24 protein-coding genes, 1 other RNA gene and 1 riboswitch are annotated in these 25,597 nt (G+C 51.3%); of the genes, 8 read left to right on the forward strand and 17 right to left on the reverse strand.

Annotation, left to right across the window (positions count from 1 at the left end; translation table 11 throughout):
* Positions 1 to 76: 76 nt before the first annotated feature.
* The 6 genes from BMY09_RS17830 to dnaX form a co-directional block, all read right to left on the reverse strand.
* The gene (locus BMY09_RS17830; RefSeq protein WP_091360939.1) at positions 77 to 517 is read right to left on the reverse strand and encodes a YcgN family cysteine cluster protein; all 441 of its coding nucleotides are present in this window, start codon (positions 515 to 517) and stop codon (positions 77 to 79) included.
* Positions 517 to 807, reverse strand: a complete 291-nt coding sequence (locus BMY09_RS17835; protein WP_091360941.1) for a YcgL domain-containing protein — start codon at positions 805 to 807, stop codon at positions 517 to 519. Before BMY09_RS17835 ends, BMY09_RS17830 begins: the two co-directional genes overlap by 1 nt.
* Positions 808 to 818: 11 nt before the next feature.
* Complete coding sequence (gene rnd, locus BMY09_RS17840) at positions 819 to 1,985, reverse strand: ribonuclease D (protein WP_091360943.1); 1,167 nt, start codon at positions 1,983 to 1,985, stop codon at positions 819 to 821.
* 7 nt (positions 1,986 to 1,992) lie between these two features.
* Positions 1,993 to 2,592 (reverse strand): recombination mediator RecR, encoded by a 600-nt coding sequence (gene recR, locus BMY09_RS17845; protein WP_091360945.1) that lies wholly within the window; start codon positions 2,590 to 2,592, stop codon positions 1,993 to 1,995.
* 15 nt (positions 2,593 to 2,607) lie between these two features.
* The gene (locus tag BMY09_RS17850) at positions 2,608 to 2,934 is read right to left on the reverse strand and encodes a YbaB/EbfC family nucleoid-associated protein (protein ID WP_091360948.1); all 327 of its coding nucleotides are present in this window, start codon (positions 2,932 to 2,934) and stop codon (positions 2,608 to 2,610) included.
* Positions 2,935 to 3,015: 81 nt separating this feature from the next.
* The gene (gene dnaX, locus BMY09_RS17855) at positions 3,016 to 5,109 is read right to left on the reverse strand and encodes a DNA polymerase III subunit gamma/tau (protein ID WP_091360950.1); all 2,094 of its coding nucleotides are present in this window, start codon (positions 5,107 to 5,109) and stop codon (positions 3,016 to 3,018) included.
* A 216-nt stretch (positions 5,110 to 5,325) separates the two neighbouring features.
* On the opposite strand from dnaX, the gene BMY09_RS17860 reads away from it, so the two are divergent.
* On the forward strand, positions 5,326 to 5,508 hold the full coding sequence (locus BMY09_RS17860; RefSeq protein ID WP_091360953.1) for a hypothetical protein: 183 nt from the start codon (positions 5,326 to 5,328) through the stop codon (positions 5,506 to 5,508).
* Between the two features lie 91 nt (positions 5,509 to 5,599).
* Here the strand turns inward: BMY09_RS17860 and BMY09_RS17865 are convergent, their stop codons facing one another.
* The 3 genes from BMY09_RS17865 to BMY09_RS17875 form a co-directional block, all read right to left on the reverse strand.
* Positions 5,600 to 7,087, reverse strand: coding sequence for an HDOD domain-containing protein (locus BMY09_RS17865; protein WP_091360955.1), 1,488 nt, complete (start codon positions 7,085 to 7,087; stop codon positions 5,600 to 5,602).
* Between the two features lie 820 nt (positions 7,088 to 7,907).
* Positions 7,908 to 8,004, reverse strand: an RNA gene (gene ffs / locus BMY09_RS17870) — signal recognition particle sRNA small type.
* Positions 8,005 to 8,148: 144 nt separating this feature from the next.
* On the reverse strand, positions 8,149 to 9,414 hold the full coding sequence (locus BMY09_RS17875) for a DUF3422 family protein (RefSeq protein ID WP_091360957.1): 1,266 nt from the start codon (positions 9,412 to 9,414) through the stop codon (positions 8,149 to 8,151).
* 190 nt (positions 9,415 to 9,604) lie between these two features.
* Between BMY09_RS17875 and BMY09_RS17880 the strand changes: the two genes are divergently transcribed.
* The 3 genes from BMY09_RS17880 (at position 9,605) to BMY09_RS17890 (ending at position 11,913) form a co-directional block, all read left to right on the forward strand.
* Entirely contained in the window at positions 9,605 to 10,111 is a 507-nt protein-coding gene (locus BMY09_RS17880; protein WP_091360960.1) for a retropepsin-like aspartic protease family protein, read from the forward strand.
* An 82-nt stretch (positions 10,112 to 10,193) separates the two neighbouring features.
* Positions 10,194 to 10,319, forward strand: a riboswitch (SAM-I-IV-variant riboswitch).
* A 42-nt stretch (positions 10,320 to 10,361) separates the two neighbouring features.
* Entirely contained in the window at positions 10,362 to 10,691 is a 330-nt protein-coding gene (locus BMY09_RS17885; RefSeq protein ID WP_091360962.1) for a hypothetical protein, read from the forward strand.
* Between the two features lie 190 nt (positions 10,692 to 10,881).
* Entirely contained in the window at positions 10,882 to 11,913 is a 1,032-nt protein-coding gene (locus tag BMY09_RS17890) for an ion transporter (RefSeq protein ID WP_091360966.1), read from the forward strand.
* Positions 11,914 to 11,955: 42 nt separating this feature from the next.
* Here BMY09_RS17890 and BMY09_RS17895 read toward each other — a convergent pair whose 3' ends face one another.
* Positions 11,956 to 12,501 (reverse strand): VOC family protein, encoded by a 546-nt coding sequence (locus BMY09_RS17895; protein ID WP_091360968.1) that lies wholly within the window; start codon positions 12,499 to 12,501, stop codon positions 11,956 to 11,958.
* 247 nt (positions 12,502 to 12,748) lie between these two features.
* On the opposite strand from BMY09_RS17895, the gene BMY09_RS17900 reads away from it, so the two are divergent.
* Positions 12,749 to 13,231, forward strand: a complete 483-nt coding sequence (locus BMY09_RS17900) for a MarR family winged helix-turn-helix transcriptional regulator (RefSeq protein ID WP_091360971.1) — start codon at positions 12,749 to 12,751, stop codon at positions 13,229 to 13,231.
* A 58-nt stretch (positions 13,232 to 13,289) separates the two neighbouring features.
* On the opposite strand, the gene BMY09_RS17905 is transcribed toward BMY09_RS17900, so the two are convergent.
* The 4 genes from BMY09_RS17905 to BMY09_RS17920 form a co-directional block, all read right to left on the reverse strand.
* The gene (locus BMY09_RS17905; RefSeq protein ID WP_139203217.1) at positions 13,290 to 14,213 is read right to left on the reverse strand and encodes a sensor domain-containing diguanylate cyclase; all 924 of its coding nucleotides are present in this window, start codon (positions 14,211 to 14,213) and stop codon (positions 13,290 to 13,292) included.
* 72 nt (positions 14,214 to 14,285) lie between these two features.
* A complete protein-coding gene (locus tag BMY09_RS17910) occupies positions 14,286 to 15,515 on the reverse strand; it encodes a bifunctional alpha/beta hydrolase/OsmC family protein (RefSeq protein ID WP_091360976.1) in 1,230 nt (409 codons plus the stop codon).
* 289 nt (positions 15,516 to 15,804) lie between these two features.
* On the reverse strand, positions 15,805 to 16,287 hold the full coding sequence (locus BMY09_RS17915) for an FKBP-type peptidyl-prolyl cis-trans isomerase (RefSeq protein WP_091360978.1): 483 nt from the start codon (positions 16,285 to 16,287) through the stop codon (positions 15,805 to 15,807).
* 67 nt (positions 16,288 to 16,354) lie between these two features.
* Positions 16,355 to 16,825: a transcription elongation factor GreAB gene (locus BMY09_RS17920; RefSeq protein WP_091360980.1), complete on the reverse strand. Its 471-nt coding sequence runs from the start codon at positions 16,823 to 16,825 to the stop codon at positions 16,355 to 16,357.
* 143 nt (positions 16,826 to 16,968) lie between these two features.
* On the opposite strand from BMY09_RS17920, the gene BMY09_RS17925 reads away from it, so the two are divergent.
* From BMY09_RS17925 to BMY09_RS17935, 3 genes are all read left to right on the forward strand, one after another.
* Positions 16,969 to 18,564, forward strand: coding sequence for an ABC-F family ATPase (locus BMY09_RS17925; RefSeq protein WP_091360982.1), 1,596 nt, complete (start codon positions 16,969 to 16,971; stop codon positions 18,562 to 18,564).
* Between the two features lie 268 nt (positions 18,565 to 18,832).
* Positions 18,833 to 19,240: a PA2779 family protein gene (locus tag BMY09_RS17930; protein WP_091360984.1), complete on the forward strand. Its 408-nt coding sequence runs from the start codon at positions 18,833 to 18,835 to the stop codon at positions 19,238 to 19,240.
* Positions 19,218 to 20,270 (forward strand): PA2778 family cysteine peptidase, encoded by a 1,053-nt coding sequence (locus BMY09_RS17935; protein ID WP_091360986.1) that lies wholly within the window; start codon positions 19,218 to 19,220, stop codon positions 20,268 to 20,270. The genes BMY09_RS17930 and BMY09_RS17935 overlap by 23 nt, the downstream gene beginning before the upstream one ends.
* A 62-nt stretch (positions 20,271 to 20,332) precedes the next feature.
* Here BMY09_RS17935 and BMY09_RS17940 read toward each other — a convergent pair whose 3' ends face one another.
* From BMY09_RS17940 to BMY09_RS17950, 3 genes are all read right to left on the reverse strand, one after another.
* Positions 20,333 to 23,365: an EAL domain-containing protein gene (locus tag BMY09_RS17940; RefSeq protein WP_091360989.1), complete on the reverse strand. Its 3,033-nt coding sequence runs from the start codon at positions 23,363 to 23,365 to the stop codon at positions 20,333 to 20,335.
* Positions 23,366 to 23,674: 309 nt separating this feature from the next.
* The gene (locus BMY09_RS17945; RefSeq protein WP_091360992.1) at positions 23,675 to 23,980 is read right to left on the reverse strand and encodes a c-type cytochrome; all 306 of its coding nucleotides are present in this window, start codon (positions 23,978 to 23,980) and stop codon (positions 23,675 to 23,677) included.
* 251 nt (positions 23,981 to 24,231) lie between these two features.
* The gene (locus BMY09_RS17950; protein ID WP_091360994.1) at positions 24,232 to 25,563 is read right to left on the reverse strand and encodes a DEAD/DEAH box helicase; all 1,332 of its coding nucleotides are present in this window, start codon (positions 25,561 to 25,563) and stop codon (positions 24,232 to 24,234) included.
* Between the last annotated feature and the right edge of the window lie 34 nt (positions 25,564 to 25,597).

The raw sequence follows: 25,597 nt of genomic DNA on the forward strand, positions 1-25,597 counted from the left end.
GAGCTGAACCGCAACACCAAAAAGGAGCGCATTGTGCTCCTTTTTATTTTCATGGCGATAGACTGAAAAACCAGCGTTAGTCGATCAGATAGTCAAAGTAATCATCATCGCTTTCAATCTTGTCATCGGTAATCTCATACCAGCTCAGTACCGAAGCACCCGCTTCCTTCACCGATTCCCGACGGCCACTGACTAACGGATGCCATTCGGGCAGCTCTTTCCCCTCATGCACCAGCCGGTAGGCACAGCTGGGTGGCAACCAGTGAAACGCTTCGACATCTTCCGGCCGCAGTTTGACGCACTGAGGTACCAGCGAACAACGCTTTTCATACTGCGTACAATACAGCGTCTCCATATCCAGCAGATGACAAACCACGCTGGTGTAATGCACCTCGCCGGTATCTTCATCCTCAAGCTTATGCAGACAGCAGAGTGAGCAGCCATCACAGAGAGACTCCCATTCCGGGGGAGTCATCTGTTGCAGTGACTTGCTACGCCAGAATACCTGATCGGCCACTAGCGTACTCCGGTTTCTGGCCGGTCCTGATACAGATCGAGCAGATAATCATCTTTCGGGGGTGGCATCTGCAGGAAGTAACCCTTTTCGCGGATATCCTCCAGCACCTTTGCCGCATCGACACGGGACAGCTCTTTTTCCGGCGTTAACAACATATCAAATACATGGACTGGCGCACCAAACATCTCTTTCAGCGGATCAGGCACCCGTGTCATTTTTTCCATCTTATCCACATAAAGATACATCTCATCTTTTTTGGAACTGCGAAACACACTACAAATCTTTTTCATAAACTCTCTGTTTATACTTTCAGGCTCTGCAATTTTTCCAACAATGCATCGCCAATCACCGCTTTACGCCAGCCTGACAGGCTTGGCGGCAGGCTGAACTTGCCCTGATTTTCCGTTCGTATCAGGGCATCAAGATCTTTTTTACGCAACAGTATCTCAGGCGCTATATTCAACTCTTCTGCTTTACTGCGCGCCATCGCTTTCAGCTGTTTAAGGGGTTTGTTCCATTTATAACTCAATGGCTGCTGAATCGGTTCCGGCGGTTTTGCTGCCGCAGACTGGGCTGCGGTTTTAAGAAAACCCAGTATCACCTCACCATCCTGCTTAACCTGCTGCGTACGGATATCTTCTACCTTCGCCAGGGCTCGCAGATCTGTGGGCCATTTATGCACAATATCCAGCAGAGCATGATTTCTCAGCACCCGGTTGCGGGGCACATCCCGCTGCCGGGATATCCGCTCACGCCAGGCGGTCAGATCACGCAGGGCAGCTATTTTTTCCGGCGGCAGTTTCCAGGCCTGACTAAAACGCTGGTAATAGGTGACGCCATCCGGATCGCTGTCCGGCGTCTGCTGCAGTAACAGTGCGGTCTCCTCTTCAACCCACTGGCGCATCCCCCGGCTTTCAAGTTCCGCTATCTGGCGCTGACACAGCACCGGCAGATAGGCGACATCCAGGGCGGCATAGAGTTGCTGCGACGCGCTCAATGGACGCTGCAACCAGTCAGAGGTGGTTTCACCCTTATCCAGCCTAACATCCAGCGCATACTCCACCAAACGCTGATAGCCCATGGAAAACCCCCAGCCAAGAAAACCGGCAGCAATCTGAGTATCAAAGATCGGCTGTGGCAGCTCACCAAGCATATAGAGGAACAGCTCCAGATCCTCATTACCCGCATGCAGTACTTTAAGCACTGAGGGATTACGAAACAATTGCACCAAGGGGGCATAGTTTTCGATTTTAAGCGGATCCACGAGGTAACAGCCTGTGTCATCGGCTATCTGTATCAGGCCAGGCACCGGATAAAAGGTATCCACCCGGATAAACTCGGTATCCAGAGCAATCAGAGGCAGGGTTTGCCACTGCTTGCAGTAATCGGCAAGCGTTTCATCATCAGTGATCCAGACCGGCTCAGCTGCAGCAGTTTCAAGTCGCTGCCAGTTATACGCTTGTGTCATCAGTACCTCAGTTCATCGACCGGCGACCGGCCATTGCATGGGCGAGTGTTCCGCCATCGACATATTCCAGTTCACCGCCCACCGGCACGCCATGAGCGATGCGGGTCACCCGGATATCCAGGTGCTTTATCTGTTCGGCGATAAAATGCGCCGTTGCTTCACCTTCCACGGTTGGATTGGTTGCCAGAATCATCTCTTTGACCGCACCGGACTCCAGCCGTTTAAACAGAAGGTCCAGCCCCAGATCATCGGGGCCTATACCATCAATCGGCGAGAGGTGGCCCATCAGAACAAAATAACCGCCATTGAAGCCTCCGGTCTGCTCAATAGCGAGCATATCCACCGGCGATTCCAGCACACAGATCTGCGATTCATCACGACTGTTATCGGCGCAGATCGAACAGAGTTCATTCTCTGACAGGGTGCGACAGCAACTGCAATGGCCAACTTTCTCTGCGGCCACCGTCAGTGCTGTTGCCAGCGTACTGGCACCATGCCGATCACGCTCCAGCAGATGAAAAGCCATCCGTTGAGCCGTCTTCGGGCCAACACCGGGCAGCACACGAAATGCATCAATCAGATCCTGAATCAGAGGGCTAAACGACATCGTCTCTACTCAGCCTCAGAACGGCATATTGAAGCCCGGTGGCATACCCATGCCGCCGGTGACTTTCGCCATACGCTCCTGAGTGTTCGCTTCCACCTTGCGCACAGCATCGTTAACTGCCGCTGCAATCAGGTCTTCAAGGATCTCTTTATCCTCTTCCATCAGGCTGTCATCGATCGCCACACTGCGAACATCGTGACGACCATTCATCACAATTTTCACCAGACCGGCACCGGACTCGCCATTCACCTCGGCCTTGGCGATCTCTTCCTGCGCTTTCTGCATCTCTGCCTGCATCTTCTGGGCCTGTTTCATCAGGTTACCCATGCCACCTTTCATCATATTTGTCCTCGCCTCTTGTAACCCCGACGTTCAGGTCCGGGCTTAATCTGTTCGCAAAATAATCGGGTTTAACCCTCTGACTCAATCGACTGGCTGCACCGACTGCAGATCGATAGTGGCGGCAAACCGTTCAATCACCGATTGTACAACCGGGTCATTCTGAATTGAGCTGACAGCCTGCGCCAGTCGTTCAGCGCGTTTGCGGTCACGATACTGGCTGGGGGTCTCACGCCCATAACTGCCTAAACTGAATTCTACCTCAACCGGCTGGTTAAAATAATGACCAATCGACTCGCGTATACGTTCAATATGGGTCTCACTGATCAGCGCTTTCTGCTCGTTGGTGTAATGAAAACGCCAGCAATCACCGACCGACTCCAGTGACGTGTTGGATGCGATACTGTAGGTCATTCCGGTCAGGCCGATCAGTTCAACCAGCAACACCCACTGCTCAGGCGTAAACTGGCCGATCTCTTTACTGACATCCGCTTCGGGCTCAGCGACCGTTGCCGCTGCTGATCCGGTCTGTTCCACCGCTGCAACAGCAGGGTTGGCAACTGGCGGCTGAGAAGTCATCGGCGGTTCGGGCCGGTCAGCCGGCTCCGGACGGTCTACTGACGCTGAATCCACCTGTGGACTGGCAATGGACTCAGAGTGACTCATCGCCGGTTGTGCAGACTCCTCATCAACGTTACGCCCAATGGACTGAACCACAGTTTCTGACTGCGATGACAGCGGGGAGCTTTCTTCCCAGGGAAGGTCGACCACAGGCGGCGACACCTGCGTCGTTACGGCTGCGTGCCCCGCATCAACGGGCGGTTCGGAATCAGTTTCAGGCTTTTTTCCCGGTAGGTCCTCATCACCACCCTGCAGATAGGATTCGTCATAATCCGGAGGGGAATCCTGTGGCCCCTGCGATGCAGACGGGTCAGACGCAGGCTGAATCTGGGGCTCTGTCTGTCGGGGAGCGGCAGGCGGTGGACTTGCTGACGGATGCTCAGCAAGCGGTGTCGCGGCACGCGGCTCTACAGCAACTGCAGCAGAAGCCGGGTCAGTCTCGCTGGGCTGGCTCAGCCCCTGATAACTCACCGATACCGGCCGGAACGCCAGCATCCGCATCAGAGTCATCTCAACCCCTTCCCTGGCATCCGGGACAAAGGGCAGATCTTTACGCCCCATCAGAGCCGTCTGATAAAACAGCTGAACATCTTCAGCGGTCAGCTTGCCTGCCAGATCCAGCACCAGATCCCGGTCTCCCAGGCCATTGTCTACCGCATCCGGAACAATCTGAGCCAACGCGATCCGGTGCATCAGACTGATCAGATCACCGAGCACCGCATTGTAATCAGGGGAGTAACGGGCCAGCTCTTCAACGGTGGTCAGCAGCCCTTTTGCATCGTGTGCGGCCAGGCTGTCCACCAAACGGTATACCAGTCGCTGATCGATGCTACCGAGCATCGCCCGGACATCAGCCTCAACCACCGAACCGGCACCAAAGGCTATCGCCTGATCGGTCAGACTCAGCGCGTCCCGCATCGAACCATCCGCAGAGCGGGCTAACAGCCACAACGCGGGTTCTTCATAGGGGATATTCTCCGCCGTCAGCACGTGACACAGGTGCTCAACGATGCGCTCCGGAATCATATTCTTCAGATTAAACTGCAGACAACGGGACAGAATCGTCACCGGCAGCTTCTGCGGATCAGTAGTCGCCAGCAAAAACTTAACGTGTGGAGGCGGCTCCTCCAGCGTTTTCAGCAGCGCATTGAACGAGTGTGTCGACAACATATGCACCTCATCAATGAGGTACACTTTGAAGCGGCCATGGGTAGGAGCGTACTGCACATTCTCCATCAGCTCGCGGGTGTCTTCCACCTTGGTGCGGGATGCTGCATCCACTTCGATCAGATCGACAAACCGGCCTTCACTGATCTCCCGGCAGGCTGAACATTCGCCGCAGGGTGTGGAGGAGACACCGGTCTCACAGTTCAGTGATTTGGCAAACAATCGGGCAATCGACGTTTTACCAACCCCGCGGGTGCCGGTAAACAGATAGGCATGGTGCAGCCGGTCATCGTCCAGAGCATTCACCAGTGCCTTGAGCACGTGCTCCTGACCAACCATTTCCTGAAACTTAGCGGGACGCCATTTACGCGCCAGTACCTGATAACTCATCGCTGCAAATCTATATGAGAGGGGTGTTTATTCATGGCTACCAATGCTAACGGTAACCGCCTGATATCGCCAGCGAAACCGGCCATTATGTGCTAACTAAATTGCGTTTTATCAAGTGATTCAGGTTTTACATGAAAACTGTTCTTTAGCGAACTCGGAATAAATAGACTAACTTAAACGAACAACAACAATCTTCTAACCTGCGAGGATATGGAGATGCAAAAAGCGAACAGTGCAAACGAGTACAGGATACGTAACCATCGTTTAATCGAACAACAGGAGATCATCCGCTTTCAGGACCGCCACTGCCCGATAGAGATCCTCACAGAAGAAGCCCCCTGCTGGATCAGCAGCGATGAACCGGTATCTCTTGAGTGGAGTGAACAAAGTTCACATTAACCTACCGGTTTTCACTATTTATTATACAAGGTCAAATAACGGGAGAGGCGCCTGAGTCTGCTCCCGTTTTTTATATAAGAGAAGCGGTATTTCAGTTCCCTGCGTTTTTCAGAATCAGTGAAAAACAGATATTGGTTTGCTGGGCAAATAGTGTAAACGCCATGAAGTCATCCTCACTCAGCGGCCGCTGAACCGCACTGCCTGAAGGGTCATTACGATCAGCATAAAACAGCCCAACACAATGCCGCCCCCAGATAATGGGGGCGATAAAAAAGCCATCACTACTGACCTGCTGCCGCAGTGAACTGTCCAGATAGGCCCGCCACTTTGGTACATTAAGATTCTCTACCCAGACCGGTTGCCGGCTATTAAGAACATGGGTGAAGATATTAGGCGAACCGCCAAGACTGACGACAAACTCCCGCTTAATCTGATTAAAATTAACCGCGGAGATAAACCGGGGCATCAGACAGCCCCGCTCCCGTGACTTAAGAAATACGATAGTCCGGCGCATCCGGATACCCCGATGGATCCCCTCCAGAGCGGTCTGAACAACCAGATTAAAATCCGCATTCTCATTTGGTAAAAATGCCAGCTCCCTCAGGATCCGCAGCTGCAGTGTCTCATCACTCAGCTCTTCCACAACCGGCCCGGCTTCCCTGTGCACCTGAGAAACCAGATCATGACGAATATAACGGGTTAAAACTCCGGCGCCATAAGTACGTAACAGCTCAACCGTCTCATCAGAACACTGCTCTACCCGGGTCATCAGGTCCCGCTTATCCCATTGCGTCAGATCTGCCATACTTGTCAGCAGCTTATCCAGCTCGTTGCGACTATAGTGAGGCGTTGCCAGTATCTCGCTCACTTTGACCGCCAGACTGACGCAACGCAGCTCCGGAGTACGCAGTTCCGGTTCTTCCAGAGTGCTGATCAGCACGCTCCCCATATTCCAGGAACTGGCCAGCCCCAGACTCATCTCCTCAAAGCTGGTACCCAGTTTCTGACGAACGATATAGGCTATATCGTCATGTTTGACACACTGTTTTTGGCGCAGCTGCTTATCCAGCTCGACAGTGACCGGCCCGCCCATGCTCCAGAAAGCACTCTCACCAAAACGATTCAGCAGAGCGGCAATAAAAGCTTCCTCCTGAACATCGTCCTCATAATCCTGCATCATCATCTTAGCAATCATTCCGGCATGAAATGACTGCGCCATCAGCTTTAACAGTCGCTCGTATACGCCGGGAGTCAGCTTTCTGTTTTTCAGCAGACTGTTGAGCATTTTGGCGGTGATACAAATATTCTTGATCCGGGTAAGCCCCAGCACAACCGACGCCCTGCTTACCGTCGTGACCGGATTGTGCCCCATATAACCGGCACTGTTGGCCACTTTGAGAATCGCCGTAGTCAGTGCATGATCGTGCAGAATCGCTTGCCCCAGCCTGGCCAGAGAAGAGGTATCATCTTTGGAGATCTTTTCAATCTCCCGAATAGTCGAACACAGCGCGGGCAACTCCTGCTCACTGATCCGTTCAACCCATTCGCGTGTCCCATGAGGCGTAATATTTGCCGACATTTTACTCAGCCCCTGCTTTAACTCAGTTTATTCTAAAACAGGAAAGCTCAGGCGTAGGGATGTGAAGGTGTGATTTTGAGTAATAGTAAGAGAAATATTGAATAAATAACTATCAAACCTCTGTTAAACGAAAATAGAGAGCGTTTAATCAGGAAATGAGATGAAGAGATTGGGGGCAGCTCCACCAGCCACATCCCGGCATACGCGTCCATCGCCTCGCAGGGGTTAGCCTGCGTCCTTCCGGGCCTACATTTCTGAGCCGAAAACGACTATGCACAGATACGATCGCAAAAAGGCGAGTGCTTTAGCTTTAAGCGTAAAATATGGGAGATTGGGGGCAGCTCCACCAGCCACATCCCGGCACACGCGTCCACCGCCTCGCAGGGGTTAGCCTGCTCCCTTAGCAGGTCGACATTTTGAACTGGAACCGATCGAGCACACAAATACAGCCGCAATAAAGTTTGCAGTGCTTAAAAGAGAAGACATGGGAGATTGGGGGCGGCCCCACCAGCCACATCCCGGCACACGCATCCACCGCCTCGCAGGAGTTAGCCTGCTCCCTTCCGGACCGATACTTATGAGTCGAAAACGATTGATAACACAAACACAGCTACAAAAAACTGCAGTATAAAAAAAATGATATGGAAGGTATTGGGGGCGGCCCCACCAGCCACATCCCAGCACACGCATCCACCGCCTCGCAGGGGTTAGCCTGCTCCCTTCCGGATCTACATTTCTGAATAGGAAATAACTATGCGCGTAAAGACAACCGCAAAAATTGGCAGTACTAAGAAAGTAAGATATGAGAGATTGGGGGCGGCCCCACCAGCCACATCCCGGCACACGAATCCACCGCTGTGGCTGCTCCCTTCCGGGCCTGACCAGGTTCACGGCTTATCGTTGCGGGAGGACCAATGGAGCCACCATAACGTGACCACTCAAGGTCGTCTCGAACGAGACAGGCGCGCAGTATAACAGCCTGTCCGGCAGATGCAAACAGGATTGCAGACAAGACTGAAAACTACCGCTATGCAATGAAGAATATGTTTAAAAAACAACCATTAATCATCCGATTCGAACTCTTTGGTAATACGCCGTACATACCACCAGACCAGCAAAACAACGGCAGGCAGAGAGTAACTCAACCAGTGGATCGCCATATCGCGGGGCTCGCCTGAAGTCAGATGGCGAATGGTGCGCTCCACCAGGTCAAAAACATAGTAGGTGACGACAATAATGGAGAAGGTTTCCAGCTTTGCCTGCAGATTCAGCTGCCGGCGGGTACGTTTATTCATCGAGCTGAGCAGCCCGTGAATTTTCTGCTCGGTTGACAGATCCACCCGTGAACGCAGCAGATCACTGGAGCGGGCTATACGTTGAGACAAACGCTCAAGCCGCTGGGCCGCAGCCTGCCAGGTACGCATCGCCGGGTCGACCCTTCGCTCAATAAACTGCTCCAGAGTTTGCAGGCCCTCGATACGGATCTCCTCCAGCTCTGAGATTCTCATTCTCACAAGAGCATAATAGGCATCGGATGCTGAAAACCGGTTTACCGTATCTGCTGAGATCTCTTCTGCCTGGGCCGACAGTGACATCAAAGCATCCAGTGTCTCGGACTCATCCCCCTTATCCAGCGCACTTAGTTTCAGGGTTATCTCGGCCAGCTCCCGGTCAAGCCGGGACACTTTTCTCATGGTCTCGCGGGCGGGTTCCAGGCCTAGCAGGGCGACTGCACGATAGGTGTCGATTTCGCAGAGACGCTGTATCAGCCGGCCACACTGATAGCCATGCATATGTATATTTTTCACCAATATCCGGTCCAGATAGAACTCACCTTCGGCACGAAAATCGGTCCACACCCGGGCAGCGCCACGCATCACCCGGGAACCGATCAGTTGATGATTCCTGAACAGCTCCCGCGCCCTCTCCTCATCGCCTTCGGCGGAAGGCTCCATGACCTGTATCTGCACCCCGGTGATCAGCTCGCCGGGAAGCTGATCACTCCAGTTTTCCGGCAAGCCCGCTAAGGTCTGCTGCCAGCGGCTATCCAGCTGATTCTGATACAGGGTCAGGGTATAAAACTCAGTATGCGCTTCCCAGCGTAGCGCCAGTGATTCAAGTTGCTGGTAACAGAAGCTGGCTTCCGGCTCCATAGCCTGCCCGCCACACCGGAGAAAAAACGCAGAGATATCATCACGCACCTCGGCGATCCCTTTATCCCCCAGCATCAGAGCAAAATGCAGTACTTTTAGCGGTGGACTCAGCTGCTGAAATGGCCGGGCGTGAACTTCATCGGCAATCATCTGCCGCTGTGAATGAAACAGCACTATCTCTCTCCCATCTACTCTCTCGGTTAATAACTCAGATCAACCTGACACTAAGGCTATCCTTTTTCGGCTCGCATATGCTAAAAATGAACCGGCTATATTCTCTGGCGTCTGACACAGAGAGGGGAGACAAGATCTACCGCCCACATCAGACTAAAGTCTATAGTCAGACCTAATATACAGGAGCAATATGAAACAGGATAGCAGCCGGCACTTTGTTGGCCGACTCTTTGCCCATCTCACCTGGATTACGCTGCTGGGGGTGTTCTATCTGATTTTTCAGGGCCGCCTGCTACAGCAGAATGACCCCAACCACGCATTGCAGGTTTCAGACAACAATCAGCCTGTCGTGCTGCAACGCAATCGTCAGGGGCATTATGTGGCCCCCGGAACCATCAATGGCCAGCCGGTTCAATTTCTGCTTGATACTGGCGCCACCGACATCAGCATCCCCGGAAGGCTGGCCGATACACTCCGGCTAACACCCGGCAGAGTCTCATATGCCAGCACCGCTAATGGCACCATTAAGGTTTATGACACCCGGCTGGATTCTGTCGCACTGGGAGGGTTGTCGCTGGCAGATGTATCTGCCCACATCAATCCACATATGCAGGGGGAAACGGTACTACTGGGAATGAGTTTTTTGCAGCACCTGGAACTGATTCAGCGCGGCGACACCCTGACCCTGAAACGTTAAACAGAGCAACGCTAATATCAAGAAAAACAGCTGCTGGCATTGCACTGGAAATACCTCTGATTTAGAATGTTTGTCAGTTAATTTTTTACATCAAGAGAAGGGCTGACGTCCTCGCCAACCTGCCTGCCTGGGCAAGGTGGTTGTTTTGACCGCTGTAGCAAACAGCAGCAAAACGATGTGGTCATTACCGACAAAAATCAGGTAACCCCCACGTATCAACGTCAGCTCTCATGAGAATGGGAGCAGATCCATGTTTGAAGCACATATCTATTCAGAATCACCCCGTACGGAAACTGTTGCGGCCATCCGCTGGGTTAAACTCAACTCACCTGCCTGTTGCTGGCACAGCCATTATCAGTGCAATATTCGTTACTGGATCACCCAGGGCAAACGCCAGTCGCGGGAACATCTGTTTCTCTATATCGAATTTCGTCAGCGTGACAACAGCCATGGTTACAAGATGCTAGAACTGCCCGGCAACAGCCTCACCACAGAAGCAGTACAGAAGATTATCTGTAATACCTCTTTGAGCTTACAGCTTGATCCATTAAAAACTGAACAGTGGTGTCGCTCACTTTGAGCGCAGTCCGTTCTCGGGTCATTAAAACGCCGGGACGCAACGCAGACAGAAACCGTAATAATCCCTCCCTGTCACCAGCACTGTTTCTGTCTGCATCCATGGAAAACCCAGTTCGGGAGGTTAAATACTTTAAAATCAAGTTCTTTTGCCGATACTATGGCGCATCAGCTCAACTTTTATCAGGTTTCACATGATCTCCAGACGCAAACTAACATACGAAATTCTCGATATCGGCAATAAGCAGCACACGCTGGGAAAAATTGTTGATATTTTCCTGATCCTGCTGATCTCACTGAATGTACTGTTCGTTATACTGGAAACCCTGCCAGCCATTACGGCCCTGGAACATCAATGGTTTTACTGGTTTGAAGTCTTTTCGGTTATTGTATTCAGCATTGAATATGTAGCGCGGGTGTGGAGCTGTGTAGAGGATGAAAAGATAGCCCATAAGCATCCGGTTTGGGGGCGACTGCGTTATATGCTGACCCCATTGGCGCTGATTGATCTGATCGTTATTCTGCCATTTTATCTGAGTATGATGCTGGTTGTAGACCTTCGCTTCATGCGGGTGTTACGTCTGTTGCGGGTTTTTAAACTCACCCGCTACTCCTCCTCGATGTCATTGTTATTGCAGGTGTTACAGCGGGAAGCCCGATCTATCAGCGCAGCACTGTTTGTGCTGTTTATGCTGATCATTGTTGCTTCCAGCCTGATCTATTTTGCAGAGCATCATGCCCAGCCCGAAGCTTTCAGCAGTATTCCCGCGGCCATGTGGTGGGCTATCGTCACCATGACAACCTTAGGCTATGGCGATGTTATTCCCATTACTGTGATGGGTAAGATCATGGCTTCGATAATCAGTATCATGAGCCTTGGCATCGTTGCCCTCCCCGCCGGTTTGCTGGCGTCGGGATTTAGCGAGGCGATTCGGGAACGACGCAGGACCTATGAAAAAATGGTGAACCTGGCACTTCAGGACGGTGAAATTGACTCGATTGAGCATAAAGCTCTGAACCAGATGCGGGAAACCCTGGGTATCAGTAAAGAAGATGCCGCCCATATTCTTCACGCCAATATAGACCGTAAGATGGAACAGGACGTTAGTCGCGACCTGAACCAGTTACGTCAGGAGATCGATGCGGTGCTGCTCGACCGTTGCCCCCATTGTAACCACAGCGTCAAATGGCTGGAGCGACGGGGTCGCAGTAAAGAGCGATCATAAGAAACGGAGGCTGGGCCTCCATTTCTTGCAACAGCAGCTGGCTTAATCCAGGCCGTTAAACTCCTCTTCATGCAACCAGGCCGCATGTTTCGGTGCCTTCTTAGTCCGGGACCACTCCTCCAGCATTAGCGGTGCAACCCGTTTCAGTTCGCTCATCTGTTCATCAGTGCCTTTCACATAAGTCAGCTCGAGACGATGACCATTCGGATCAAAAAAGTAGATTGAACGAATAATACCATGCTCGGTAGGTCCGATAACGCTGATCCCTTTTGACTCAATCTCTGCTTTTGCGGCCAGTAAGGCGGCCTCATCTTTTACCCGGAAAGCGATATGCTGCACCCACGCCGGAGTATTCTGATCCCGGTCCATTTTTGGCTTAGTTGGCAGCTCAAAAAACGCCAGAATGTTGCCGTTTCCGGCATCCAGAAACAGATGCATATAGGGATCAGGCTCTTTGGTAGAGGGGACACGGTCTTCCGCTATCGCGACAAGAAAGTCCATATTCAGCACATCTTTATAAAACTCCACGGTCTCTTTCGCATCGTTGCAACGGTATGCAACGTGATGTATCTGTTCAATCTGAATCATGACAAAGCCTCTCATAGTTAATTGTTATTATTAGGTTTTAGTTATCCCCAAAGTAGCATTTCACTACAGTACAGGCCAGACAGGTAACAGCCGTGACTATTATCAGGACGTAAGTCTCTATCAATAACTCACTGTTTTTATGATGTAAATTAAAGAAAGTTTGATTATTCAATAACTGGAAATTGTCTTTTTCTATAATAACCATATAAAATAAATGTTATTTTTGGCCCATTAGAGATATACCTTAGTGAACGATAAACATGCCACTCAGGACACTAAAGAACAGCATCTGGATCTGAGCCATTATTTTCCCTACCAGTTAGCAACCCTGGACACAGCGGTCAGCCAGTCAATATCCCAGCTCTACTCTGGCCGTTTCAATCTCAATCGTCAGGAGTGGCGGATCATGGCTGCGCTTGGCAATACAAATGCGATGTCTGCAAAAGAGATAGCAGCTCACTGCAATCTCGAAAAGATGCAGGTCAGCCGCACTATCTCACGGCTGAGAGATTCAGAGTTGATACATCAGCAGGAAGACCATGATGACCGCCGTTACACCCGGCTCAGCCTGACTGAAAAAGGCAGGGGAATCTACAAAAAACTTGTACCGCTGATACTGGCCCGGGAAGCGTTTATCCTCTCGGCACTCTCAGATGAGGAGCTGCATCAACTGCTGGGTCTGATGGAAAAAATCCGCCACAAAGCTCTTGAACTGCAGCAGTGGGGTTAATTTTTTCACCTTAAAAATACAGTGTCAGATTAGATAAATGACTGAATAGACGGTATTTTCAGCCACTGTCATCAACAAATATAAAGTCGCCACCCACCCGTTTACCCCGCTTTAATGCAAGATCTGCACGGTCCAGAATCGACTCAGGAGTATCCCCCCGCCGGTAGGTGGTCAGCCCCACGGTTGTGGTCATGGCAAAGGTTGAATCCTGCCAGCAAAAGGTATGTGCACGCACCCCCTGCCAGGCTTTCTGAATCACCTGCCGGGCGATTCCCGGGTTATCTTCACGCATCAACACGACAAAATCAGCGCCATTCCAGCGGGCCAGACAATCAACACCGCTCAGCGCTGTGCGGATAATATCAACGGTGGTGATTAACACCTGGTCACCACAGTTATGACCATAGTGATCATTCACATCCTTAAAAAAATCGAGATCAAACATCATCAGGGTAAAACCTGTACCGCTCGACTGGGCCCGCTCAACCTCTGCGGTAAGCCTTCTGAGCAGATGGTGCTGATTAAAAACGCCGGTCAACTGATCAATCTCTGACTGCTGCTTCAGTTGTTCAATCTCAGCAGTAAAGCGGGTTACCTCCTGAAAAGTGATCAGATAATGATCCTGAATAACTGTGCAGCTAACACCCGTCACCTGAAAATCACGCTCGTCGCCATCACCGCAACGGACCTGTAACCGCGCCTGGACGCTATCCTGTGTTTCCCTGAGCTGCTGGCCAATACTGCGGCAAAACAGCAACAGCTTTTCCTGCGGCTGAGCCTCAGAAGGAGCGACCACCATTCCGTCTTGATGGCTGGGCATCAGCTCAAGAGGATAACCGATCAATTGATGATATTTTTGATTGACGTAGACAATGCTCTGCCGACCCGGCTCTCTCAGTGAATCTTCGTTGAACATCATCACCATTGCAGCCACTGGCAGACAATCCAGAATATGAAGGAAATTTTCTAAATCGCCTTCCAAAATACAGTCCCCGCCTACAAAATTCCAGGATGTTCTTAAGTGTAGCGCATTCTGCGCGTCAGAACCGGATGCCTATTCAACCCGGGAACCTGTTAACCGGGTGACAATGCTGATCTCCCCTTCAAGGGTTTTATGCACTGGGCAGCGATCAGCAATTTCAAGCAAGCGTTGACGCTGCTCGTCTGACAGTTCGCCGGTCAGGGTAATCAGCCGTTCAAACTGATCGACTTTACCGTTAACAGTGTCACAGGAAGCACAGTCGTCAGCATGAACTTTAGCGTGTGATACATCCACCTGAACGTGTTGCAGCGGAATCTTTTTTTGCCGGGCGTACATTCTGATCGTCATAGAGGTACAGGCACCCAGACCGGCAGCCACCAGTTGATAGGGACTCGGGCCCAGATAGTTGCCGCCATAGCTGACCGGTTCATCCGCAACCAGATGATGACCGGCTACGCTGATATCCTGAGTAAAACCATCAGGATCAGCCTCACTTACCCGGATAATGCCTTCCGGTGCATTGATATACTTAGGTAAAACCTGAATATCGATATAGCGCTGCGCCCAGGTGGATATCAGCTCAGCCGCATAATCAGCATCTTTCTTCTCGCTCAACAGATGATCAGCAGAATCCAGTGTAACAAAGCTTTTCGGATGCTTAGCCATCTGGAAGATCCGTGCAGCATTATCCAGCCCGACCACCGTATCCAGCGGTGCATGCATCACCAGCAACGCCTTACGCAAACCTTTAACAGCCTGCTCCAGAGAAACCGAGGCGATATCATCTACAAACCGCCGTTTGATAGTAAACTCCCGTCCAGCCAGATTAACCCGGGCCTCTCCTTCAGTGCAGATCTCACCCAGTTGATCCCCCAGGTTGTGCAGCACATGCTGCGGATCGGCAGGTGCACCGATAGTGACCACCGCTTTAGCCTCAGGAACCTCAGCAGCAATAGCGAGAATGGCAGCCCCTCCCAGAGAGTGACCTATCAGTAACTGGGGCGCAGTATAGTGCTCCCGGAGAAAATCAACCGCCAGCAACAGATCCTGCATATTTGAGCTAAAGCTGGTATTGGCAAACTCTCCCTGAGAGTGGCCCAATCCGGTAAAATCAAATCGCAACACCGCAATCCCTAACGACGCCAGCCGCTGTGCAATACGCCGTGAAGCCTGCAAATCTTTGGAACAGGTAAAACAGTGGGCAAACAACGCGTAAGCACTGGGCTTACCCACCGGCAGATCAAGACTTGCCGCCAGTATTGAGCCATCATGGCCGGTAAATTCCAAACGTTCAGTTTTCATAGTTCCCCCTGATCTGATTTACCAACGAGTATCAATCAGATTTCAGAAGGGAGCCATTAGAATTTCTCTATCGGGGATATTGTGCGGCTAAATCAAAAAACAGACGCGACATCGTCGCTTGCCAGAACGGGGCCTGCGGCCCCTGCTAGACGGAAAACTGCGTTTTCCTTGTTAGAAAAAGATCAAAACAGATAAAAATCTTGAAATAAATTTGCTTTTTCTAGCTACGAGCAAGTCGCGAAGCGACGTCTAGCCAGCGGCTAAGCCGCGATCTGCTCTTAACGGCGTTTTAGTGATGATGCCCGCCATCTCCATGGGCGTGACCGTGAGCGATCTCCTCGGCTGAGGCATCACGGACATCAACAATTTCGATATCGAAGGTCAGGGTTTTGCCCGCCAGCGGGTGGTTATTGTCCACCGTCACCATAAATTTTCCAACCTTAACCACTTTAACCTGTCGCAGTCCCTCCTCTGTATGCACAGTACCGACCATCCCCGGACGCCACTTTTTTGCTCCCTGCAGATGTTTTACCGGAATACGCTGTTCACAGTCCGGCAGAAACTCACCGTAGGCTTCCTGAGGTGTCAGGGTGACGGAAAAAGTATCCCCTACCGCTTTACCCTCCATTACCTTCTCGAGACCACTGATCATATTGTTATGGCCATGCAGGTAAGCCATGGGAGAGCCTCCGCGTGTGGTTTCTTCAACGCTGTTATCTGCGTCGGTCAGGTGGTAGTGAAACTGCACAACTTTATCTTTGGTAACACTCATGAGGATTCCTTAATCTGCTGCCGGACTGACAATCACCCAGCGAAACGGTTGCCGGGATTATACGCCATCAACTCATCGCAGTAATCTCAAATTCACCCTGCGGAAGGGTAACAATATCCCCCCGATAGCGACCGGTTAACGCCTGACCTATAGGTGATTGCGGCGTAATAACCGTGACAATTTCGACCATATCAGTCACCTGAATTCCCCCGCCTGCAGGACCTAAAAACAATCGTTTCACCCCTCCCGCCTCATTTTCAAGGGTCACTAATGTCCCCAGCGAGATGGCTGAATTTTCAGTCACTTCCCGCTGCGGCATAGCCCGGTAGGCTGTCAGATCGATCTCCAGCGCCTGCACCCGTTTAGACTGCCCGTGGGCAAGATAGGACGCCTCCAGACCCAGAGTATCATACTGATTTTCTGCCACACTCTCTTCATGGGTGGCCGCCTCCCGGGCTTCATGTGCAGCGGCAATATTCATATCCAGATCAGCCTGAAGCTGGCTGATGATCTGCGCTATAAGCTGTTTTTTATCCATATATCCAACCCGCTATACAATCAATGCAGTATCCACATTAAATTATGAAAAAGAAACACGCTATTCACACACATTCATGCTGATCTATGGGACAATATGTCCGCTTATTTTTACCACAACGTTATAACTGATGGACTCCTGTTTTGCTGACTACCGCTAATATTACTATGCAGTTTGGCGCTAAGCCTCTGTTCGAAAATATCTCTGTTAAATTTGGTGAGGGGAACCGTTACGGCCTGATCGGCGCCAACGGTTGTGGTAAATCAACCCTGATGAAGATTCTCGGTGGTGATCTGGAACCCTCCTCCGGCAACGTCAGCAAGGACCCCAATGAGCGGATCGGTAAACTACGTCAGGATCAGTTTGCTTTCGAAGAGTTCACGGTTATCGATACGGTGATCATGGGGCATGCGGAGTTATGGGAGATTAAGCAGGAGCGGGATCGTATCTACGCCCTGCCCGACATGACCGAAGAGGAAGGCATCAAAGTCGCTGAGCTTGAAGTAGAGTTCGCCGAACTGGACGGCTATACCGCAGAATCCCGCGCCGGAGAGCTGCTGCTGGGGCTGGACATTCCTACAGAACAGCATTTCGGTCCGATGAGTGAAGTAGCACCCGGCTGGAAACTGCGGGTATTACTGGCTCAGGCACTGTTTGCCGACCCGGATATCATGCTGCTGGACGAACCAACCAACAACCTGGATATCAACACTATTCGCTGGCTGGAAGGGGTGCTCAACGAGCGTAACAGCACCATGATCATCATCTCCCACGACCGTCACTTCCTCAACTCGGTCTGCACCCATATGGCGGACCTGGATTACGGAGAACTGCGGGTTTATCCGGGCAACTATGACGACTACATGATCGCGTCAACAGCCCTGCAGGAGCGTCTGCAGTCAGACAATGCCAAGAAAAAAGCCCAGATTGCCGAGCTGCGCAGCTTTGTCAGCCGCTTCTCAGCAAACGCCTCCAAAGCGAAGCAAGCCACTTCCCGGGCACGACAGATTGAGAAAATCGAACTCAACGATATTAAGCCATCCAGCCGTCAGAGCCCCTATATCCGCTTTGACCAGGAGAAGAAACTGCACCGGTTGGCGCTGGAGGTTGAGGGGCTGGCCAAAGGCTATGGTGAAGCACCGCTGTTTAAAGATCTCAGCATGATGGTCGAAGTGGGTGAACGGATCGCTATTATCGGCCCCAACGGCATCGGTAAAACCACCCTGCTGAAAACGCTGCATGGCGACCTTGAAGCGGATAGTGGCTTGGTAAAATGGTCCGAAAACAGCAATATCGGTTATTACGCCCAGGATCACGCTCACGAGTTTGCTGATGAAATTAACCTGTTTGACTGGATGGCCCAGTGGACCAAATCCGGCTCTGATGAACAGGTCATCAGGGCTTCTCTGGGACGTATGCTGTTCTCACAAAATGAAATTAAGAAATCGGTGAAAGTCCTTTCCGGGGGTGAAAAAGGCCGGATGCTGCTGGGTAAACTAATTCTGCAACAACCCAACATCCTGCTGATGGACGAACCGACCAACCATATGGATATGGAATCGATCGAAGCCCTCAACCTGGCACTGGAAAACTTTGACGGCACGCTGATCTTTGTCAGCCACGACCGGGAGTTTGTCTCCTCTCTGGCCACCAGGATCATCGATATGCGTGAAGATGGACTGACAGACTTCCGCGGTGGCTACGAAGAATATCTGAAAAAGCAGGGCATTGCAGGCTAAGTATACCCCAGCAATAAACAAAAAAAGCCAGCAGCCGCTCTGCTGGCTTTTTTATGCCTGCAACCCGGTGTTACCAGCCGCATTACCACTACGGGTTGTTGCCTTAAGCTCGGGTGTATTACACTCACCGCGTTACTTGTTACAAACTGAGCTACACTGGTAGGGTCAACTGTTTGTAAATTCAGGTGATTTAGCTAAACGGCTGGATCAGTTTAATTATAAAGCCGCTGTGCCGGGGGGAATAGCTGCCCATAAAAGGATATAGATCATGATGCTACACAACACTCTCAGGCGTACCTGGATCGGCAGGATGGTTATCGCATTGATGCTTGTGATGAGTTTTCAAAGCGTAACCGCCAATGCCGCGATGGTTTCAACCGAGACCATTATCCAGACAGAACACCAGCAGTACACTAAAAGTGATCTGATACAGAAGCTGGAATCGGCCGAACTGCAACAACAGCTTGTCGATATGGGAGTTGATCCACAGGAACTTCAGCAACGGGTCGCCAGCCTGACACCGGATGAGATCAGCCAGTTGAACGCAAATCTGGCCTCGCAACCTGCCGGTGAAGGTATTCTGGGGTTAGTCGGCCTGGTGTTTGTGATTTTTGTCATTACCGATATGCTCTGTGCCACCGACCTGTTCAGCTTTGTTCACTGCATCAATCGCTAACAGGGCTGACACGCTGCTTAACCGGCTATCCACTCAGCTGTTTGCAGCACTGTTGCTGACCGCAATAGTGCTGCAAACCGGCTGTAGCAGTAATCAGAGACTAATCGACTCATTAACAGAGGACCCTGCTATCCAGGGGGTCACAGAGATCGATGGACTTGCCTATTTTCCACAGCAGGATGACCAGTGCGGCCCCGCTTCACTGGCAACCATGCTGGCCTATAACCAGATCACAACCACTCCGGAACAACTGCGCCCTTCCCTTTATATACCCAAAAAAGGGGGGACTCTGGCGGTTGAGATGGAAGCCAGGGCACGGCAGTTTAACCTGATCGTCTATCCTCTGAAGCCCGATGTGAGCGATATATTATTGGAGCTGGATGCCGGACACCCGGTACTGGTGATGCAAAATCTGGGGTTCAGCTGGCTACCCCAGTGGCATTTCGCGGTGGCTATCGGTTATGACCTGAATGCACAACAGATCCTGCTGCGCTCAGGCCCCGACAAACGCTATCCGACCGACCTCTCGCTGTTTGAAAAAACCTGGTCACGGGCAGACCACTGGGCCAGAGTAATACTGTCCCCCGACCAACTACCCGCAACCGCCACCCCGCTACGTTATACCGCCGCCGTCAATAAACTTGAGCAACTGGGTTCGCACACCCCAGCGCTGCAGCAAGCGGCAGCCCGGGCCTATCAGACCGCGTTAAAGCAGTGGCCCGACAACGCTACCGCACTGATGGGGCTGGGTAATATCGACTATGCGCGGAAACATTACCGCTCGGCTGCCGATTATTTCATCCGCTATATTAACCACAGCAATACACCCGCAGCAGGCTGGAATAATCTGGCTTACACGCTGATGCAAACAGGTTGCACAGCTGCCGCGATCGAATCGATCAGCTGTGCAGTGGCCATCGCACCGGATCAGCCAGCCTACCGCGACAGCCTCGATGAACTCAACAACCTCAGTGCTACACAGAATAGTAAGGCTAACTGTTCACTCCCCGCCTGTATCGCGTCGAAGTAAAAAATCCACACATGACTCCCAGTCTGAGACCGGAGCGGCAACGTTAGTGAACGTCTTCTCCCTCATTCAACCTCATTGATCACCTGAGATTCTAGCCATCGAGCTGAAAATTCATTAGCAGGCACCGGTCGGCCAAACAGATACCCCTGGCCAAAATCACAGCCAATATCGAGTAACATCTGTTTCTGTTCAGGCGTTTCCACACCTTCAGCAATGACTTTAATGTCCAGGGTATGCGCCATAACGATAATCGCTTCACACAGTACCAGGTCCTGAGACCCCGAAGTCAGATGGGAGACAAAACTCTGATCAATTTTAAGATAGTCGATATGAAACTGTTTCAGATAAGCGAGTGAAGAATACCCGGTACCGAAATCATCAAGCGCCACCTCGATCCCCTGATCACGAAACTGCAGCAGCTTATCTGCCACACCTCTGCCCGCCTCCATCAGCAAACTTTCGGTAATCTCGACACACAGGTTGGCCGCACCATTGTGCGTGAGGACATGACCAAACCAGTTGGGTTTGCTGCTATTGTCATCCTGATACTGCACCGGTGAAGTATTCACACTCACCTGCAGCTCGGTATTGAACCGTGCCTGCCAGATCGTCAACTGACGCACCACTTCAGCAAACACCCAGTTGCCAATATCCACAATCAGACCGGTCTCTTCCGCTAACGGAATAAAGTCCAGTGGTGAAACCTGTCCCCTGGGATGATTCCATCTCAGCAACGCTTCTGCCTTGACGACACGACCATTTTGCAGATCAAGAATCGGTTGGTAATAAACCTCAAACTGCTGCAGATCGAGCGCTTCACGCAACTCATTCAACAAACGACGGCGCTGCTGAGCCACGGCCTCCATTTCGGGGGTGAAATAGTGGAACCGGTTACGTCCCTCCTCCTTGGCTGCATACATGGCCTGGTCAGCATTTTTCATCAGTGCTTCCAGGGTCATCGCATCGCTGGGGTAAAGCGCAATACCGATACTCGCCGAGACAAAAGAGCGATTATCCTTAAGAATAAAAGGCTCACCCAACTGCCGTAATATATTTCCGGCTACCCGCTCAATCACAGACAGATCACCGATATTGCCCAGAATCACCAGAAACTCATCGCCCCCTAAACGGGCAACCGTATCGGTTTCCCGCACACAGGAGAGCAACCGTTTGGCAGCCCCCTGCAATAAAAGGTCACCATAGTCGTGTCCGAGTGTGTCATTCACCTCTTTAAAGCGGTCCAGGTCGATCATCATCACCGCGACCTGTTCGCCTTCCCTGTCGGCTTTTTTCATCATTTGTAACAGGCGATCTGTAAACGTACGCCGGTTGGGAAGATGGGTCAGAGAATCGTAATGCGCCATCCGGGTCAGTTCAGCCCGGGCACGTTTCTGTTCGATCAGATTGACATCGATACAGTACATCTCCTGCCTGTCATTTTCAGAGCGTAGCATGACATGGCTGGAGAACACCGGTACCAGACTGCCATCTTTATGTTGCAACTCCAATTCAGAGGCGGGGATCTCCTGGCCCTTTTCCAGCCAGTCATGATGTAGCTGAATCACCGTCTCACGCATCGCCTGAGGGATAATTAACGCCTCAAGAGGCTGACCCAGCGCCTCTTCCCGGCTATAACCGTAGAGCGTTTCACTGGCATCATTCCAGTAGATCACCTGGCGGTTCTCGTCATACCCCTGTACTGCGATAGCCGGGAGGCTCTCGATCAGTTCGCGGAAACGAGTTTCACTCTGACGTATCAGCATATCGGCCATCTTCTGATCGGTGATATCCAGCATCAACCCACGAAGCCAGCGGGGTTTTCCATCTTCAACCACCACATTGACCATATCCCGAAGCCAGACAATATCACCATTTGCCGTCAAAAAACGGTATTCAAACTCATGATCACGATGATCAGCGACCGCTTCGTCGCAAAAGCGAATCGCCCACTCCCGATCATCAGGATGGATATGGTCTTTCCAGAAATTGGGCTTAAACCAGGTGCCGATTGGATAACCCAACACCCTGACAACATTGTCACTGATATAGGTGTAAGTATAGGTATCATGATCCGCTTCCCAGACAATACCATTGGTCGTATCGACAAGGTTTTTAAAACGCTTTTCACTCTTGCGATGCGCCTCTTCAGAGCGATACAAACGGAAGTTCCAGTAGAGAATAAACAGCAATACCAATAAAACCAGTCCGCTGACTTTGAGTATTTTTTCCACCGCAATGCCATTCTGGGATACTGTAAGACCTGCCCAGTGCTCAAAGATCTGATTGCGTTCGTTCTCGGTGATGCTATTCAGCGCTTTCTCAATAATCCCTGACAGGATTGGATTGCCACGATAGACCCCAATGCGGAAATCACTCTGATAGTCCGTGTGGCCAGAAAAGCTCAGATTAAGTATCCCCTCCTGTTTCATTACAAACCCGGCAGCCGTCGCATCCCCCACAAAAGCAACAGCCTCCCCCTCTGCAACCATTCTGAGCGCATCCTGAATAGTGGCCGGATTGATAATAGTGATCTCAGGGTAATCACGCCGCAGCAACTCATTGGTAAAGTGCCCCTTATGGATCGCAACCCGTTTACCTTTCAACTTGTCCAGTGTTCCGATATACCCTTTAGATTGTTCACTGATAATCACGGCTGTGCTGGAAAGGTAGGGTTGGCTGAAATCAAGATATGTCTCTCGCTCTGCCGTTTTGACCATACAGGACATCAGATCAAACTCTCCATTCCGGGCGGCTTTTAACACCTCACCCCAGGAGTGTTTATCCGTAACGGGCACAAACGAAACACCAAGACGCTGTTCCAGCAGGGCAAAATAATCGGCTGATATACCGGTATAGTCACCGTTATTATCGACCCATTCGTAGGGGGCAAATGTGCGATCGATACCGAGTTTTAGCTGTGGGTGCTGCTGCAGCCAGGCGATCTCTGTGGCACTCAGGTTATCATCTCGCCAGGAAAATTCAGATGTGGCCGATTGCTGAGAAGATTCAGCCGCGTACGCTGAACCCCATACACTTTGAACCAGGCTCATAGCCAGACTGATAAATAAGATTAGCCAGGGGGCTATTCTGAACATCCATATCTCCAACAGCAAAAGCGTTCCAACCTGTAACCTGACACTCTCTATGAATCAGGTAAAGACAATCATTTAATACTCAATAGCTTAATATTTAACGGTTAAATTCCCGTTTAGCCACGTCGGGATCAGGATAGATTTTATCAACTCTAATTGCTTCCCTTCGCTTTAGCATAGATCTATTTGCCGAATAGTGGGCATTTTCAGGAGGATATATAAATTAAAAGCCAGCTTTCTGGCCGGCTTTTACAGGTTTTAAATATAAGCGCAAACACAAACCTTCAATCAGGTTATAAAACACCGCCGCACTTACAGCCCGGAAATATGCTCCGCAACATCCTGAATCGCAGCAGCATCGAGTTTATCAACCTGAACTTTCATCAACGCCTTCAGCGGACCGCCATAGGTACCCGCTTTATAACCATTCAGCGCATCGACAATCTGGCTTGAAGGCCATCCCTGAATCACCTGTGATTTCCCCATAGCCGACTTTTCAGCGGATGCACCATGACATTCAACACAGGCCTGAAAAACCTCAGCGCCACCAGCATGAACGACAGGCGCGGAGAATGCCATCGCACACAGAGCCAATACAATACCACCTGTTTTTTTCATCCGGGTCCCCTCCCATAAGTTATAACTCTATATTACTAAGGGTGTTCGACGTATTACAAAGCGCTCTGTCATCACTTTGAGAGGTGCAGTTCAGGTACTGTAGCGGTAGTTAACCGATGTGGAAAAAACGGTGTTCAGATCAGGGCATTCGCTGAGGCAGAAAATCTGGCGGATTTTCAGGGTATTATTCCGGTTCTTCCGGGTGAAAAAAACCAGCTCTGAGCGGCTGGTTTTCTGAAGACACGCCAGGCTTAATCGGTTTTTCGCTTTTTCAACGGAGCCATACCATCGTCGGAGACAATCTGTCGATTAGCAGCGCGGCGATTCTTGCGGTCCTGAGGCGCTTTAACAACCCGTTTGGGTCGTGCCTCAGTCGTTTTCTGTTGCTGCCTGGCAGGTTTTGCTGCAGGTGCCTCTTTTATCCCTTTAAAGCTTGCCGTTAAACCGGCCAGCTCACTGAACTTAACCGACTGTTGCAGAAAGCTTTCAACCCGCTTGAAGGCGTCCCAGTCTTTCGGCCCGATCAGTGACACAGCCAGACCTTTGGCTCCGGCCCGACCGGTACGGCCAATACGGTGCACATACTCTTCTGCCTGTTTAGGCATATCAAAGTTCACCACCAGCGACACCTGCAGCAGATCCAGCCCCCGGGACGCGACATCGGTGGTAATCAGCACCTGCTGCTGGCCGCGGCTGAAACTGTCCATGATTTTATTGCGATCGCTCTGACTCATCTCACCACTGAGAGCGGCAGTTTTCAGTCCCTTGCCCGACAGCAACAGTGACAGTCGCTCAGTATCGGCACGGGTGGCGGTAAAGATAATCACCTGCTGGTAGGTTTCAGTGTCGAGAATGCGTTCTAACACAGCCTGTTTATGATCCAGATGGTCAGTGAGATAAAAGCGCTTTTCGATATCAGCGTGTTCAGCATTAGCCGCCCCGATGGCGATCCGTTTAGGCGCTTTCAACAGCGTTTTAGCCATGCTGTTGACCTCTGCGTGTTCCAGGGTAGCGGAAAACATCAGCGTCTGCCGCAGACGATGACTGGCTGTCTGATTAATCCGGTTCAGCTGATCGGCAAACCCCAGATCCAGCATCCGGTCCGCTTCATCGAGAATCAATAGTTCCAGGCCATCGAGAAACAGAGAGCGTTCATCCAGATGGTTGACCAGTCGTCCGGGAGTTGCCACCACCACATGGGGATTTTTCGCCAGCGCTTTAGCCTGATCGTTGAAGTTTTCTCCCCCCAGCACCAGCGCCACCTTAAACGGAGAGCCGCTGATCAGACTGCGCAGCTGCCCGTAGACCTGTTTAGCCAGCTCCCGGGTCGGGGCCAGAATCAGCGCCCGTGGGTCCTTTTTGCTGAGGGCTTTCTGGCGCATCAAACGTTGCATGGTCGGCAACAGATAGGCCAGGGTTTTACCGGAGCCGGTCTTAGATGACGCGATCAGGTCATGCCCGGTGATCGCCGTTGGCACAGCCTGAGCCTGGATCTCAGTAGGCTCGGTGATCCCCTGATGCGCGAGGATAGTGCTAAGCCGGGGGTCGAGCCCCAGATCGGTAAAGTTTTCCGCGTTAGACAAAGTCTGCTCCGGTTATACTGAATTCATCGGAATA

Origin of the sequence: Amphritea atlantica (assembly GCF_900111095.1) — a bacterium.
Classification (GTDB): domain Bacteria; phylum Pseudomonadota; class Gammaproteobacteria; order Pseudomonadales; family Balneatricaceae; genus Amphritea; species Amphritea atlantica.

Bases quoted from the DNA above. Each gene is read 5' to 3' on its own strand.
- BMY09_RS17835 (WP_091360941.1), bottom strand. From the start codon at position 807: ATGAAAAAGATTTGTAGTGTGTTTCGCAGTTCCAAAAAAGATGAGATG.
- rnd (WP_091360943.1), bottom strand. From the start codon at position 1,985: ATGACACAAGCGTATAACTGGCAGCGACTTGAAACTGCTGCAGCTGAG.
- recR (WP_091360945.1), bottom strand. From the start codon at position 2,592: ATGTCGTTTAGCCCTCTGATTCAGGATCTGATTGATGCATTTCGTGTG.
- BMY09_RS17850 (WP_091360948.1), bottom strand. From the start codon at position 2,934: ATGATGAAAGGTGGCATGGGTAACCTGATGAAACAGGCCCAGAAGATG.
- dnaX (WP_091360950.1), bottom strand. From the start codon at position 5,109: ATGAGTTATCAGGTACTGGCGCGTAAATGGCGTCCCGCTAAGTTTCAG.
- BMY09_RS17860 (WP_091360953.1), top strand. From the start codon at position 5,326: ATGCAAAAAGCGAACAGTGCAAACGAGTACAGGATACGTAACCATCGT.
- BMY09_RS17865 (WP_091360955.1), bottom strand. From the start codon at position 7,087: ATGTCGGCAAATATTACGCCTCATGGGACACGCGAATGGGTTGAACGG.
- BMY09_RS17880 (WP_091360960.1), top strand. From the start codon at position 9,605: ATGAAACAGGATAGCAGCCGGCACTTTGTTGGCCGACTCTTTGCCCAT.
- BMY09_RS17885 (WP_091360962.1), top strand. From the start codon at position 10,362: ATGTTTGAAGCACATATCTATTCAGAATCACCCCGTACGGAAACTGTT.
- BMY09_RS17890 (WP_091360966.1), top strand. From the start codon at position 10,882: ATGATCTCCAGACGCAAACTAACATACGAAATTCTCGATATCGGCAAT.
- BMY09_RS17895 (WP_091360968.1), bottom strand. From the start codon at position 12,501: ATGATTCAGATTGAACAGATACATCACGTTGCATACCGTTGCAACGAT.
- BMY09_RS17910 (WP_091360976.1), bottom strand. From the start codon at position 15,515: ATGAAAACTGAACGTTTGGAATTTACCGGCCATGATGGCTCAATACTG.
- BMY09_RS17915 (WP_091360978.1), bottom strand. From the start codon at position 16,287: ATGAGTGTTACCAAAGATAAAGTTGTGCAGTTTCACTACCACCTGACC.
- BMY09_RS17920 (WP_091360980.1), bottom strand. From the start codon at position 16,825: ATGGATAAAAAACAGCTTATAGCGCAGATCATCAGCCAGCTTCAGGCT.
- BMY09_RS17930 (WP_091360984.1), top strand. From the start codon at position 18,833: ATGATGCTACACAACACTCTCAGGCGTACCTGGATCGGCAGGATGGTT.
- BMY09_RS17940 (WP_091360989.1), bottom strand. From the start codon at position 23,365: ATGTTCAGAATAGCCCCCTGGCTAATCTTATTTATCAGTCTGGCTATG.
- BMY09_RS17945 (WP_091360992.1), bottom strand. From the start codon at position 23,980: ATGAAAAAAACAGGTGGTATTGTATTGGCTCTGTGTGCGATGGCATTC.